13 protein-coding genes are annotated in these 14,726 nt (G+C 41.4%); 8 read left to right on the top strand and 5 right to left on the bottom strand.

The genetic code is table 11. The features are described from left to right. Positions 1-106: 106 nt before the first annotated feature. The 3 genes from OQX61_RS19575 to OQX61_RS19565 are packed head-to-tail and all read right to left on the bottom strand — an operon-like array spanning position 107 to position 2,419. Complete coding sequence (locus OQX61_RS19575; RefSeq protein ID WP_265843499.1) at positions 107-1,423, bottom strand: HAMP domain-containing sensor histidine kinase; 1,317 nt, start codon at positions 1,421-1,423, stop codon at positions 107-109. Further along, complete coding sequence (locus OQX61_RS19570) at positions 1,424-2,098, bottom strand: response regulator transcription factor (RefSeq protein ID WP_265843498.1); 675 nt, start codon at positions 2,096-2,098, stop codon at positions 1,424-1,426. 9 nt (positions 2,099-2,107) lie between these two features. Continuing rightward, entirely contained in the window at positions 2,108-2,419 is a 312-nt protein-coding gene (locus OQX61_RS19565; RefSeq protein ID WP_265843497.1) for a hypothetical protein, read from the bottom strand. Positions 2,420-2,660: 241 nt separating this feature from the next. Here OQX61_RS19565 and OQX61_RS19560 point away from each other — a divergent pair, with 241 nt between their 5' ends. Both OQX61_RS19560 and OQX61_RS19555 read left to right on the top strand, forming a co-directional pair. Beyond that, positions 2,661-3,296: a hypothetical protein gene (locus tag OQX61_RS19560; RefSeq protein ID WP_265843496.1), complete on the top strand. Its 636-nt coding sequence runs from the start codon at positions 2,661-2,663 to the stop codon at positions 3,294-3,296. Between the two features lie 26 nt (positions 3,297-3,322). After that, a complete protein-coding gene (locus OQX61_RS19555) occupies positions 3,323-3,916 on the top strand; it encodes a hypothetical protein (protein ID WP_265843495.1) in 594 nt (197 codons plus the stop codon). Positions 3,917-4,018: 102 nt separating this feature from the next. Here OQX61_RS19555 and OQX61_RS19550 read toward each other — a convergent pair whose 3' ends face one another. After that, complete coding sequence (locus OQX61_RS19550; RefSeq protein WP_265843494.1) at positions 4,019-4,729, bottom strand: DUF4397 domain-containing protein; 711 nt, start codon at positions 4,727-4,729, stop codon at positions 4,019-4,021. Positions 4,730-4,845: 116 nt separating this feature from the next. Here OQX61_RS19550 and rpiB point away from each other — a divergent pair, with 116 nt between their 5' ends. The 5 genes from rpiB to OQX61_RS19525 all read left to right on the top strand — a co-directional run bounded on the left by rpiB (position 4,846) and on the right by OQX61_RS19525 (position 12,597). After that, complete coding sequence (rpiB, locus tag OQX61_RS19545; protein ID WP_265843493.1) at positions 4,846-5,301, top strand: ribose 5-phosphate isomerase B; 456 nt, start codon at positions 4,846-4,848, stop codon at positions 5,299-5,301. 674 nt (positions 5,302-5,975) lie between these two features. Continuing rightward, positions 5,976-6,545, top strand: coding sequence for an RNA polymerase sigma-70 factor (locus OQX61_RS19540; RefSeq protein ID WP_265843492.1), 570 nt, complete (start codon positions 5,976-5,978; stop codon positions 6,543-6,545). 63 nt (positions 6,546-6,608) lie between these two features. Beyond that, positions 6,609-7,565, top strand: coding sequence for a FecR domain-containing protein (locus tag OQX61_RS19535; protein ID WP_265843491.1), 957 nt, complete (start codon positions 6,609-6,611; stop codon positions 7,563-7,565). Positions 7,566-7,696: 131 nt separating this feature from the next. Further along, entirely contained in the window at positions 7,697-11,056 is a 3,360-nt protein-coding gene (locus tag OQX61_RS19530; RefSeq protein WP_265843490.1) for a TonB-dependent receptor, read from the top strand. 17 nt (positions 11,057-11,073) lie between these two features. Continuing rightward, positions 11,074-12,597 carry a RagB/SusD family nutrient uptake outer membrane protein gene (locus tag OQX61_RS19525; RefSeq protein WP_265843489.1) on the top strand — a complete coding sequence of 508 codons (1,524 nt, stop codon included), beginning with the start codon at positions 11,074-11,076 and terminating at the stop codon, positions 12,595-12,597. Positions 12,598-12,669: 72 nt separating this feature from the next. Here OQX61_RS19525 and OQX61_RS19520 read toward each other — a convergent pair whose 3' ends face one another. After that, positions 12,670-12,837: a hypothetical protein gene (locus OQX61_RS19520; protein WP_265843488.1), complete on the bottom strand. Its 168-nt coding sequence runs from the start codon at positions 12,835-12,837 to the stop codon at positions 12,670-12,672. A gap of 3 nt (positions 12,838-12,840) precedes the next feature. On the opposite strand from OQX61_RS19520, the gene OQX61_RS19515 reads away from it, so the two are divergent. Further along, the gene (locus OQX61_RS19515; RefSeq protein WP_265843487.1) at positions 12,841-14,715 is read left to right on the top strand and encodes an alkaline phosphatase; all 1,875 of its coding nucleotides are present in this window, start codon (positions 12,841-12,843) and stop codon (positions 14,713-14,715) included. Positions 14,716-14,726: the final 11 nt, after the last annotated feature.

The raw sequence follows: 14,726 nt of genomic DNA, 5'->3' as shown, positions 1-14,726 counted from the left end.
ATACAGGTGTTAGGTTTCACAAAAGCAATGCGAATTTGTTGAGGCTATGGTGAGTGGAGATAGTGGAGTATAATGTATTGTAGTTGGATAAGTGCTTGAAGGTTTTTTAGCTGGATGGAAAGATTAACGTAAAAGTAGTGCCTTCTTTTACCTTTGAGCTCACCTGGATCTCAATATCATGGTATAGTGCAATACTTTTAACGATGGAAAGACCAAGACCATAGCCTACATTTTCAGAAAGGTTTGCTTTTCTAAAGCGGTCAAAGATGAAATCCAGGTCTTCTTCGGCAATTCCAATTCCAGTATCCTGAATGGTGATGGAATAGGCATCTTCAGGAGTAAAACCGTCGGTAATCAGAATGCTCCCCTGATAAACATTGTATTTAATAGCATTATTGATCAGGTTGTAGAACAGTTGGAACAGTAAATCCTGATTCACATTTGTCAATAGCTGATCCACTTTCAGTTCAACTTTGAGTTCAATTTCCTGATCTAGTAACCGATGGCTGATTTCTTCCATCACTTCATTGATAATCACAGAAGGCTGGACACTGGCAGATTTTACGAACTGCTGGTTTTCAATTCTGGAGATCAGCAGGAGAGAATTGGAAATTTTCTTGAGGCGGCTCAATGTTTTCATCATCTCAATAATTTTCAATACGACACTTTCCGGAAGATTCTCGTCTCCCAGTAGGTTTTCCATCTTATTTTGAAGGATACTGATCGGGGTCATGAGTTCATGAGAGGCATTGGCCGTAAATTCTCTTTCCTTTTCAAAAGCTTCATTGATTTGATCCATCAGAAGAATCAGTGATTCATCCAGGTACTTAAAGTCTTGTGTAGATGTGGGAACCGGGGGAGAATAGTCTTTGAATGGGAATTTTCTATTGATCAGTTTACTTTTTATGATTTTACCTAAAGGTTTGATGAGTATCCGCGTAAAGATGAGGTCAATCAAAAGGGTGAGGGCAATCAGGCCCATTAGCACATATAAGGCGGTTTTCTGTAAAGTTTTATTGTATTGATTGATGCTGGATATGCTCTTTCCAATTTCCAGCAGGTAGTTTTTCTGGTCGTATCTGAAAGTATGAATGAGAATTCTGTAGGTGAGTGTATCTCGTTCTACAACGCGCTGAGCTGTTTTTATGGTGTCAATGAAGGTGTTTTTAGCAGCTGGCTCCAAAGCAATATATTCTTCCTTAAGCATGGTATAACTCCCATAGCTGTCATCTCCCTGCAGGTAGTGTTCGATACCATTTTTCTGCACCACATTAATTACTTTGTCTTGTTGACTTCTAAGCGAGAAATTGGTGTATTGGGAAACAATCCGGTTGACCAGAAAAGGTAGTGATAAGACAAATAACAGGACAACAGCCAGTTTGGAGCTGGTAATAAACAGGATGAGCTTGGATGATAATTTCATTTATTTTCTGATTCTGTAACCTACGCCACGGACGGTCTCGATGAAATCGGCTGGTGCCCATGCATTCAATTTCTTTCTGATGTTCTTGATGTGAGCATCAATATAGTTGGAGTCGTAATCGTCGTCTGCAAATGTACCCCAGATGTGTTCACTGAGCTGCATTCTGGTCAGTACCCGGTTGTTGTGCAGGAAAAGATAACTCAGCAAATCAAATTCTTTTCTGGATAATTCTATCTGATTTTCCTGGAAAAGGAGCAGTCTTTTTTGCAGATCTACCTGAAAATCACCTAATGGTAACAATTCCTCTTTGACATTGAATTTACGACGGGCAATGGCTTGCATTCTGGATTGTAGCTCTAATAAAGAGAAAGGCTTTGGGAGATAATCATCGGCACCCAGGTCTAGTCCGGCAATGCGGTCTTCCAGATTCCCTCTGGCCGTCAGAATGATATATGCGGCATCCGGGTTGTGTTTTTTTGCTTTAGGCAATAAGGTCAGGCCATCGCCATCAGGAAGTCCGAGATCCAGCAGGATAAAGTCGTAGCTGTTACTTTCCATTTTCTCCAAACCATCGTGAATGGTATGGGCCAGGTCACAAATATAGAAGGCCTTTTTCAGGAAGTCTTCCATTTCATAGGCCAGCGTTTTTTCATCTTCTACAATCAGGACTTTCATGCGGGTTGTTTAGTCTTTTCTTCTTCTATCATCCCTTGAAGGACGTTCTCTCTTTTCAGATTCTCTTTTTCCTGGTTTTACTTCTCCGGGTTTTTCCTGTCTTCTGGATTGAGGTACTTCTTTGACATCTGGTTTTTTCCTTTCCTTACCACGTTCTTGTCTTTTACCTCTGTTATCCTGATAAAAATTTTCATTTGAACTGATGGTATTCTCTTTGGGAAACAGGGGTATAGCGGGTTTGTCGCTGGCAAAAGTGCCAAAGGGAAGTCCTGCGAAAAGTAGGGCTGCGGTATATGAACGTAAGGATTTAATAGTGCTCATGATGTAAATATATGGAAAGTTTGCCTCTTGCGAGGCAAACCGGCCCCCCTCATTAAAACATTGTGTGTGTGTTTTATTATCTGCGCCACTTGTATTGAATGATACGAAGATGCGGTGCGAAGATGAAATTAAGATGAAAAAGGAAATTAAAGTAAATAATTTCAAAAATTCATGTTCATTTCATGTTGGCTATAGACATTTGAATCAACAAACACACAAATGAAACATTAAATACAAGGTTATGAAAAAGTTAATAGTATTAGGGCTACTTGGCGTAATTGGATGGATGCCCTTTAAGGCTTCGGCACAGATCAGTGTCAGTTTGAATATTGGTTCTCAACCTTTATGGGGACCTGTAGGTTATGACCATGTAGATAATTATTATTTGCCGGATATAGAATGCTATTATGATGTGCCGAGACGTCAGTTTATATATATGGATGGCGGTCGCTGGATTTATTCTTCTAATCTACCTTCAAGATATAGAGGTTATGACCTGTATAGCGGGTATAAGGTGGTGATAAATTCAAGAAATCCTTACCGCAATTTTGACCATCACCGCGTTAGCTATGGCCGATATAGAAATAACAGGAGTCAGCATGTGATCAGACATAGTCAGGATTCCAGGTATTATGTCGTAAAAGGACATCCTTATTATGGCAGAGGCGAGAGACACGTTTACAGAGATAACGATAGAGGGCACAATAATTGGAAAGGTAATAAGAAATACGACCGTGACAATGGCCACCGCTATGAGAGCAGAGAAAATGGTCGTGGAGGTCGTGGAGATAGATATGAAGGTGGCCGTGGCGGCCGTGGTGGTGACAACAAGCATGACCGCGGTGGTAACAGGGGACATGGAAGAGGCAGAGATTAATCATTTGATTATAAAACAGCATTAATATGAAAAAGCTAATAATATTGAGTTTGCTTGGAGTAATGGGGATTTTACCCTTCCGTGCAGCTGCGCAAATCAGTGTAAATATAAATATTGGATCACAGCCTTTATGGGGCCCGGTAGGTTACGACCATGTGGAATACTATTATTTGCCTGATGTGGAGAGTTATTACTATGTGCCTAAACAACAGTTTGTCTATCAGGAAAGAGGAAGATGGATCTTCTCAAGATCCCTGCCTTCAAGATATAGGAATTACGACTTATATAACGGTTATAAGGTAGTCGTGAATTCCAGAGATCCTTACCGCAATTTTGACAATGACCGCCGCCAGTATGCGAGGTACAAAAATGTACGTACGCAACAGGTGATCAGAAATAGTAATGACAAAAGATATTATGTGGTGAAAGGGCACCCACATGGAATGCCTCCCGGACAGGCAAAGAAATATCCGGCCAGAGTCTCAAGGCCACAAGCGAGAGATAGCAGAGGAAATGAAAGATTAAACCGCACAAATGAAAGGGATAATCGTGGAAATGATCAGACTAAAAATGGAAATGAGCGCGGGAAACGCGGGAATGACAATGGTCGTGGTCATTAACAATAACACACACAAATAAAGACTAAGGGATTCAGGGGTGGATCCCAATTAAACGGGCCCTCCATTTTAATGGAAAGGCCCGTTTTTCTTGTGTGCTTGTTTTTATTTATAGCTGATCAGTTTTGTGATCGCTTTCTGCTCCAGTCCTGTTGGAGTAACCATTCCAATACTCAGGATGGTGTAAATATTTCCAGCTTTAAGGTCTGCGTCTGCTAATTCTGAGATCACCAATCCTGTTCCTTTTTCTTTGATTTGAAGGGTTTGTTTTTTAGCTTCAACCTCAATAAAATCGCTGCTGGCCTGATAGGTCTTATCGCCAACCAGGATCGCGCCATCCTTGATGACCAGGTCTAATGCTCCTGCATCTGGAGAAAGGTTGATGAAACGGATCGATGCTTTATCCGTTGGCATTTTGGTGATGATATCATTGATTACTAAATAATCTAGTTTGTCTTCTTTTCCGATTAGAAAAAGGGAGTAGGCCTTATTGTTTTCCAGGGTTACCTTTTTGGTAATCAGGCTTTCTGAACTACTCGCAGTGGTGAATTTAACGGAGTTTTCGCCTGTGTTGAGTCTTAAATAAGACAAGGCACCTCCAAATGGAATCGCTCCCTGATTGGCCAGTCCGTTATTGATATAGGCATTGTAAGTAGCAGGAGTAGGTGAGGTGTTGACTAACATTAATGAGGCTGATTCCGGAGTTGGTGTTTCTTTAGTGGAGCAGGCCGCCAGAAATAAGGTGCTCAGCGTTAATAAAGTGCCGGTCATCAGTTTGTTTAGGTTCCCGGTAATTTTGATTGTAGAAAGATTCATATGGAATGTTTTTTAGAATGTTATTCGTTAAAACGAGATGAGCTGGCGAAACGCTACAATAGTTCTGGTAGATTAGTATTATAGGAATTGGGAATGAAATTTGCGTGCCTTGCGTTATGAGAGTTATTCTAGGTTCGGACCATGCAGGGTTCCCGTATAAAACGATATTAGCTGCGACTTTGAAAGATGCAGGATATGAGGTGCTTGATCTGGGTACACATACTGTGACGCCAAGCGATTACCCTGATCATGCTGCTGTGGTAGCCGAAGCCATCATGAATAAAGAAGGTGAGCGGGGGATTTTGATTTGCGGAAGTGCGGTAGGGGTGAGTATTGCTGCTAATAAATTTAAAGGTATTCGTGCCGGAGTATGTCATGATACGTATTCCGCACATCAAGCTGTAGAGCACGACGATGTTAATATTCTGTGTTTAGGTGCAAGGGTGATTGGTTTGGAGCTGGCAAAAGATATTGTTTTTACTTTTTTAAAAGCAACGTTTTCGGGAGAAGAGCGTCATGTGAAGCGTTTGGATAAAATCACAGCGATAGAAGCAGAATGGGGGCTGAAATAGCTGTGATAGGCCGTGGATCCGGGGTGTGTAAAACCTGTTAGTAACCTGTTGATAAGATGTGGAGTGTGTGTTAAAAATTATTTGTAAATATCTTTGCATTAGATCATTATAGTTCGTAAATTAGATGTATCAAAACAGAAGTTCTTTAGCTGTTTGAAAGAAAGACTTCAAAAAGAATATGTGCCGAAGGGCAAAAGATTCTGAAGATTTCAAAGGATTAGTAAAAGATCAGATTCAAAGGAGACGGAGAAAATGATGCTTAAAATACCTAAACTGTGAAGCAAAGGTATATTCACTGGATTCGGGACAAACATTTAAAACTCTCCATTATTCTACGGAACGATGAGAAAATTAAATTTCAGAGGGATCGAAGTTGAAACATACTAAGAGGACCAAAGAAGGTTAAATGACAGAAAACTTGATGCATATTCGATGCTACGGCAACGTATATGTGAAAACGGAGAACCAAATCGCTAGAAGAGGGACTCCGTTTTCTTTTTGCCCGGAATTTTGGGCTGCCTCCGGATTCAGCGTTGGGGGATTCAAATCAGCTTATACTCAGGCGCAATAAGTGTTAATCCCTTTTAGCAGCTTAATTATTAAAAAAAGATTTCTTAACATTAAGGGAATATGACTGCGGTAACTTTGGAAAAATTACCTGGGGGAATATTCAAATGCGATCAGAGACTGAATTGCTTTCGCTGCTACAGCGCGGATCACATCAAGCAATGGAGGATATTTACCTGCGTTATTGGGAGGATGTTTTGGATGCTGCCTACAAACGTGTGCAGGATGAAGAAATTGCTCAGGACATTTGTCAGGAGATTTTCATCTCCCTATGGGAAAACCGGGAAAGTATTCAGTTGAAGGGTGCCCTGGGGGCCTATTTTCTTGGCGCGGTAAAATACCGCGTGATCAATTACTTTCGTTCTTCTCAAATAAAAGAAAAGCACAAGGAAGACCTGCGTCTTTTGATCGGTGCTGAAACCGAATTGTCCGCCGCTCAGGGTTTAATACTCAAAGAGCTTCAGCAGCAGGTGGACGAGGCAATTCAGGAGCTACCTGAAAAAATGAGGGTGATATTCTCCATGAGCAGGCAGGAGGAGAAATCTATCAGGGAAATTTCTGAGGAACTGAACCTTTCTGCTCAAACGGTGAAAAATCAAATCTCTTCGGCATTAAAAGTGATGAAGAAAAGACTGTCTTACCTCCTTACCTTGGCTATTTTTATGTTGTTCATCTAATCTTAACCTAAGCATAACATCTTTGGTTAGTACCTTTTTTCTTTTCATTTGACTTAGTTGTAGATGACAAAGGAAGAACAGGCGCAATTGCTGCTCAATAAATATTTAAAGGGGGAAGCCAGTCCGGAGGAAAGGACACAGGTAGAACAATGGTATCAGTCCTATGAGGCTCAGGATACTTTAGCAAAGGGAAGGAAATCAGAAGTGGCCGCTGGCATACTCTTGAATCTCCAGCGCGAAATGGAGCCTGAGAAGCAGATAAAATCTTACCGTCTTTTTGCTTTATACCCTTTAGGTAAGATTGCAGCGGCAGTATTATTTGTTTTGGCCGGCGCTATTACCTGCTGGTCGGTTTACAGAACACCGGTGGTTAAAGAAAGGTTTTTCACTTTGAACACAGCTGCCGGGGAGCAGAAAATTGTTGTTTTCAGAGATGGTTCAAAGGTGACCATGGCACCGCTTGCGCAGCTGGTATATCCACTGAAATTTAACCGGAGCAACAGAACCATTTCGCTGACCGAAGGTGAGGCCTTTTTCAATATCGCCCATGAGGAAAACAGACCTTTCATTGTGAAAACCAGTAACAACCTCTACACTAAAGTGCTGGGGACTTCCTTTCGGATCAAATCTTTTAAAAAGCAACACGATATTTCTATTCAGGTAGCCACAGGAAAGGTGGCCGTTGGAAATGCACATCAGGTATTTGGTACACTGGTTAAGGGACAGGAAATCTCTTATGATAAAGTAAACCAAAGGGCAGTAATTAAGCAGACTCCTGTTAAATTATTGGTCGATCTGAAGTTCGAAGGTATCCCGTTGGAAGAATTAATTAATAAGCTGGAATATGCTTATAGCATCCATATTTTACTGAGTAGTCCTGAGTTAGGGAAATTGAAATGTACCGGAATCTTTAATACCAGGCAAAGCCCTGAGGAGATTCTGGAGATCATTTGCAGTCTCCATCGATTGAAATTCAGGACCAGCGAAAATCACAAAACTTTTAATCTGTATAGAAAATGAAGAGATAAGGCGGCTCAATAAACCGGCGCTGATCAGATTGGTGCCCGTAAATGTTAAAACCGGATTCCTAACCAGAATTACCAAACCGGAACAATTAAACCCAAAACCAATGTTATGAAACAACGAAAAATATGAAAAAAAACTTATTAAAGAGGTCATTAGCGCTCTTCAAAGTCATGAAATATTCAGTGTTAACTTTCTTTATACTTTCCACCTTTTGTGGGGCATTATTTGCCTCTTCCACAATGGCGCAGGCATTAGAGAAAAGCAGGATTACAATTAAGGTTGGCCCGAACCGTGCTACAACCGCGATGCTTAAAGAAATAGAAGCCGGTACGGGACTTCATTTTGTATATAATCCGGACGCAGTACGCGACCATCAAATCAAAGAAAATGTGGCTTTAAAAAATGAACGCGTTTCTTCCTTACTTACCCTGATGGGTTTTAATTTCCAGGAAAAAGGCGGTCACATCATCCTGAGGAAAATCCCTGTTCCTCCGGCAAAACCGGAGCGTAACGTTACGGGAAAGGTAACCGATTCTTTAGGTATAGCGATGCCGGGTGTATCGGTGAAGGTGTTAGGGACGGCTAAGGGGACTACTACCGATGTAAATGGTAAATACCTGATCACGGTTGGAGAAAATGCGACTTTATCTTTTTCTATGGTTGGTTACAGCACGCAAACATTGAAAGTTGCTGAAAACCAGGAGCTCAATGTCGTGCTGATGGAAGATAAATCGCAATTGTCTGAGGTGGTGGTAGTTGGTTACGGAACGCAAAAGAAGGCAACGCTTTCAGGTGCTGTGAGCGCGGTTTCTTTAGACAAAGTATCTTCAAGATCAATGAATAATATCGGGGAGGTATTGGCTGGAAAAGCGCCGGGGGTAATTGTGACCAATGAAGGTGGTGACCCGACTGCGAGTCCCAGGGTGAACATTCGTGGCTCTGGAGGGATCAATGGAGAGAGCGTACTTTATGTAGTAGATGGCTCTATATTTCCGGGAACACCAGTGCTTAATCCAAATGATATTGAGTCGATCTCTGTACTTAAAGATGGTGCTGCCGCGATTTATGGCGCCAGAGCATCAGGTGGAGTGGTTTTAATCACTACTAAAAAAGGAAAAACTGGTAAGATGGAAGTCAGCATTGATGCGAAAACAGGTACCCAAAGTGCCTGGAAAAAGTTAACGCCATTAAATGCGGAACAACGAGCTATAGTGGCAGAAACCGCTGCTAAAAATGGTAAAACGACTTTGCTTCCTGCTTTTGATACGTCGAAATATCCGGAAGGAAGAATTACCCGTACCAATTGGATGGATGAGGTTTTCAGAACCGGAAAAACTCAGGATTATAACCTTGGTGTTTCTGCTGGATCTGAAAAATCAAGTATGTATTTAAGTTTCAATTACCGTAAAGCTGATGGGATTGTTTTAAATACGGAGGTAGAACGCTATAATTTCAGAATCAATTCTGATCATAAACTGACTCCCTGGTTGAAAATAGGAGAAAATCTTTCCTTTAGCAGCACGAACGGTCAGGGCGCAAACACGAGTAGTGATTATACTGGTGCGCTCTTATCCGCGATATACTTCCCAGCTAATGGAACGCCATATAACCCGGACGGCAGTTTCGCCGGTTTACCTGGTGGTGCTTTTGCCGGTGATTATGGAGATATTGTGAATCCTGTTGCGGAATTGAAACGTATAGACATCAACAGACCTCAAAATGTGCTCTTAATCAATCCCTATGTGATTTTAGACCTTGCAAAGGGCTTAACTTTTAAATCTAATTTTAGCTTAACGAAGGAATTTAACAATAGAAAAATCTTTACACCAAAACGTCCGGAAGTTGGAAAACCTTTACTGATTAATTCATTGGAAGAGGGTTCTGCCAGGAAAAACGACTTGTTAGCAGAGCAGGTTTTGAACTATAAAACAGCATTCGGTAGTCATCAGTTAGATTTTACGGGAGGATTCTCTTTCCAGAAAACCAGGTATGACGAGTTTTATGTAGTAGGAAAAGGTTTTGATGATGAATCGCCTTCTAAAAGATATCTGGTGAATGCTTCGGTATTTGAACCGGCAGTGAGTGGGATGCAGAGAACGGCATTGTCTTCCTTGTTTTTGAGAGCGAATTACAATTATCAGGAGAAATACCTGTTGTCCCTGATTGGTCGTCGCGATGGAACATCTATGGTGCCCAAATCGGAGAATAAATATGCAGATTATTACTCTGTTTCCGCAGGTTGGGTGTTGACGAAAGAGAATTTCCTGTCGGAGATTACCTGGTTAAATGAGTTGAAATTGAGAGGTAGTTATGGGGTTCTCGGTAACCTGGGAAGCTTATCTCCTACGGATGTGAGTCCCTTACTGAGTAGAACCTTGTCGTATTTTGGTCAGACACCTGCGGTTGGTAATGGCTATGTGTCTACCGTGCTGGAAAATCCTGACCTGACCTGGGCGCAATCTAAACAGACCAATTTTGGGCTGGATCTGGGGATCATGAAGAATACATTCACTTTAACAGCTGATTATTTTATCAAAAATACGGATAGAATGATTTTCACTAAACAGCTTCCGGGAACAGCGGGTTTAAATACGCAAACTATTAATGCGGGTTTGATCAGGGATAACGGGATTGAGCTAGGTCTCAATTATAACAGCGACAGGAATAAGGCATTTAACTATTCTATTGGTGCAACATTGACCAAAGTGAACAATAAAGTGATTAAACTGGCTCCGGGTTTGGAAAGCTTTCCAGTGGATAAGAACTTTAGAAACGAGCTGGCACCCTTGTTCATCAAAGAAGGACAGCCTTTATACAGTTATTATGTTTTGAAAACTCAGGGGATTTTCCAGACTCAGGCCGAGGTGGATGGTTATACCAATGCCAAAGGGGAAAAGATTCAGCCTAAGGCAAAACCAGGAGATTTTAAGTTTGCGGATTTAGACCAAAGCGGTTCTATTGATGGTGGCGACCGTTATTTTGCGGGTAGTGCTTATCCGGATTTTACTTACGGCTTCAGCTTTAATGCCGGTTATAAAAACTTTGACCTGAATATCTTCGCACAGGGAGTTTATGGAAATAAGTTGTTTAACGCCGTGAAAAGAACGACTTATAGTGCCAGCGGCCCTTCTTATAATAAATTAACAGGTATTCTGGATGCCTGGTCGCCGGAAAATCCTGGTGGAAAAGTGCCAATCATTTCTACTTCCGATGACAATGGAAACTTTAATGCCTCTGATTTTTACATTGAAAATGGTTCGTATTTGCGTATCCGCAATGTGACCCTGGGTTATACGCTCCCTAAATCCCTTACCAATAAGCTGAGAACAGGTGCTATCCGTGTTTACGGGACGGCAAACAACTTGTTTACCATTACTAATTACTCCGGTTTTGATCCGGAAATAGGAATGGATAACTACGGTATGGATGTCGGCAGGTACCCTCAGGCAAGAAGCTTCCTCTTTGGTCTTAGTGTGAATTTATAGTTTTAAAAGAAAGAAAAATGAAAAGAAATATAAAGTATGTTGCCATTGCAGCACTGGTAATTTTAAGCTCCTGTAAAAAACAGCTTAATATCGATCCGGAAGGCGCTCCATCTGCTCAGAATTTCTGGAAAACACCGGAAGATGCAGTTAAAGCAGAAAACGGTTTGTATGAGAAGTATAACGAAGAAGATTTTTATGGCAGAGGGATGTTCTGGTTTATCAATGCCAGCGATGATATGGTAACCGGTAGAAACAAGCCTGAGGCTGATAACATTAAAAACTTTAATAAAACTTATGTTGGTGGTGGATACACGGAGACGCAATGGTCTATGCGTTATGCGGTAGTTAAGCGCGCCAATGACATTATTAAGTATGTTCCGGCCATTCAGATGGATGAAAAACTGAAGAAGCAAGTGATCGGTGATGCTTATTTTAATGCTGCATTGGTGTATTTCCAACTGGCAGCCAATTATGGAAATGAGAAAGCCGGAGTACCAATTGTAAGTCCGGATACTGATCCTTCAAAGGCGATTCCGCGAGCGAAGAACGTGAATGAAAACTATGATTATATCATTCAGTTGTTTTTGAAAGCAGCAGATCAATTGCCTTTGTTTTCGGAGTTGAAAGCCACAGATTACGGGAAAGCACATAAAACTGCCGCATGGGCGTATTTGTCGAAGGTTTATCTGTATAAAAAGGATTATCCTAATGCAGTAAAATATGCAGATATGGTGATTAATTCCGGACAGCATGATTTGGTGATGACCAGGTTTTCAGATGTTTTCAAAGCCTCAAACAATTGGTCAAAAGAATACATCTGGTCCGTAGTGTGTACGCCTAGCGGTGGTGGTACGGGTTGGGGAAGTAAGCTTCCTGGTGTCATGTTGACCAATAAAGGTTGGGGTATTTACAATGGATGGGGGTATTACCTGCCAACAAAGGAACTATATGATTCGTATGAAGCGAACGACCAGCGTAGGGAGGCTACCATTTTAAAAACCGGCGATAAGTTCTTTTACTTTGGTCAGGAGCGTAGTTTTACAAAAGATGGTGGGGCCACTTCTGATTATCAGTTTAAAAAATATATGGAGCCTTTTTCTTATGAGAATCCAATACCAACCCATGTGAATCCGAACGGGGATAACGGGACAACGGATTTGAATGTTCCTTTGATGCGTTTTGCAGAAGTCTTGCTGATCAAAGCGGAAGCTGCCATTATGATCAGTGGAGCTGGAGCAGGGGATACCGAACTCAATAAAATCAGAGTTCGTGCAGGTTTAATCGCGAAATCAGGAATGAATCTGATGGATTTGAAGCGGGAACGTCGTAGTGAGCTGGCTGGTGAATGGGCAGATCGCCACAGGGATTTAGTGAGATGGGGCGATGCAAAGGCTGTTTATGCTTTACCCTTACACGATTCACAAGGAAATGTGATTTGGCCATCCAGAGTATTTAATCCTGAGGTGCATGATGTCTGGGCTGTTCCACGAAGAGAAATCGACAACAGTGGCGGTGTGATTACTCAAAACCCGGGCTGGTAAATCAGCAGGTTTTAACCTGATTTTTTTAGCGTTAGTTTTTTACGCAACATTACATGAGGGATAGACGCCCTATTATCCTGAAAGCAGCAGCAGTTTTGGTTTAGAGCCAGACTGCTGTTGCTTTTCAAAATTGTTCTTTTTCAGTAATTCTTTTAGATCATCTTCTTTTTTACCTACGAATTTGTTCTTTTGATCTGCAGCAGATTGCTTGTCATTTGAATAAGATTTGATACAAAACAAAATATGGATATAAAAAATATCATTCGCACTGCAGTTTTTGCAGGAGTCTTATTTGCAATGGATGCCAGAGCACAACATGCTTTAAGTTTTAATTCCGGTCATAGTCACAATGATTATCACCAGAATATTCCATTATTGACCGCTTATTATGCGGGGATGGGCGCTATTGAAGCAGACGTTTTTCTGAAAAACGGAGTCTTGTATGTGGCCCACGATCCTTCAGAAATTAAGGCGGATGCCACATTGAAGGGCTTTTATCTGGAGCCTTTGGCTAAGTTGTTCCGGCAGAATGGCAATAAAGCTTATGCCGATGCAAAGATGAAACTACAATTGGTGGTTGATATTAAAGAGAATCATCCAATGGTCCTGGCACAACTGATCAAAGATCTTTCCGCTTATCCGGGAGTTTTCAATAATCAAATGAATCCAAATGCGATTCGTATCGTCATTAGTGGTGATATGCCTAAACCTCAGCATTTCGTTGATTTCCCGGACTATTTATCTTTTGATGGCAGGCCGAATATCAATTATACCGCTGATCAATTGAAAAGAATAGCGATGATCAGCGATGATTTGAAAAATTACACCTCCTGGAATGGGAAAGGAAACCCGACTCCTGTTGATCTTGCAACATTGAAGTCATTAATTGATGCTGCACATTTGAAACAGAAACCGTTTAGATTTTGGGCAACACAGGACAGTCCTAATACCTGGATCGTTTTGGAAAGGCTGGGTGCCGACTGGATAAATACGGATCAACCGGGGAAACTAAAGGATTTTTATGTTCATAAAGATAAACTGACTTATACCAATCCGGTTGCTTATCCGGTTTATACGCCGGAATATAAGGTGGACGGACTGCCTAAGCCGGTTAAAAATGTCATCCTGTTGATTGGTGACGGGATGGGGCTGGCACAGATTCATGCAGGTTATATTGCCAATCACGGACAGTTAAACATGAGTAATGTCCGTAATATTGGTTTTTCTCAAACGGCTGCTGCCGATGCAGGAAATACAGATTCTGCTGCGGGTGCGTCTGCAATTGCTACAGGTGGAAAAACGAATAACCGATATATCGGGGTTGGACCTGATGGAAGAAAAATGATCAATCTGGTAGATACACTGGCTGATTATGGGGTTAAAAGTGGGATTATCAGTGTTGGTGACCTGACTGATGCGACTAATGCGGCATTTTATGCACACCAGATAGACCGGGCAATGTCACAGGAGATTGCGGCAGATTTATTGCAGAGCAAGGCCGAGATTCTGCTGGGCTCTAATCAAAAGAGTTTTCTGAAAAATAAGGATGTCGAATTGATGAGCAAGTTGAAAGCGCAGGGTTTTCAATTGAGTACTCAAGCCACAGATTTCTTTAAACATGGTCAGGGGAAACATTTGGTTTTATTACCGGATAGTGCCATCAGATCTGTAAAAGATGGACGTGGGGAGCTGCTAAAAGAAAGTTTACAGCATACTTTGAAAATCTTGTCGGCGAATAGTAACGGTTTTTTTATCATGGCTGAAGGTGCTCAGATTGACCATGGTGGCCATGTGAACGATTTGCCTTATGTGGTTACGGAACTTCATGATTTTGATAAGACCGTTGCCGCTGCATTACAATTTGCAGATCAAAATAAAGAGACTTTAGTACTAATCACTGCTGATCATGAAACCGGGGGCCTAACTTTATTGGATGCTTCAGCAGAAAAGGGGATGGTGACCGGCTCATTTAGTACAAATGACCACACGAATATTATGGTCCCTGTGTTTGCATATGGTCCCGGATCAGCAGAATTCAAGGGAACTTATCCGAATAATGAGTTGTTTTATAAATTGCTTAAGGTAATGGATCTGAAGAAGAAAAAGAAGGTCAGGTAATTGTGGTAGAT

Origin of the sequence: Pedobacter sp. PLR (assembly GCF_026239675.1) — a bacterium.
Lineage (GTDB): Bacteria > Bacteroidota > Bacteroidia > Sphingobacteriales > Sphingobacteriaceae > Pedobacter.
The sequence above is the reverse complement of the archived record's forward strand: the minus strand, read 5'-3'. Positions and strand labels throughout refer to the sequence as shown.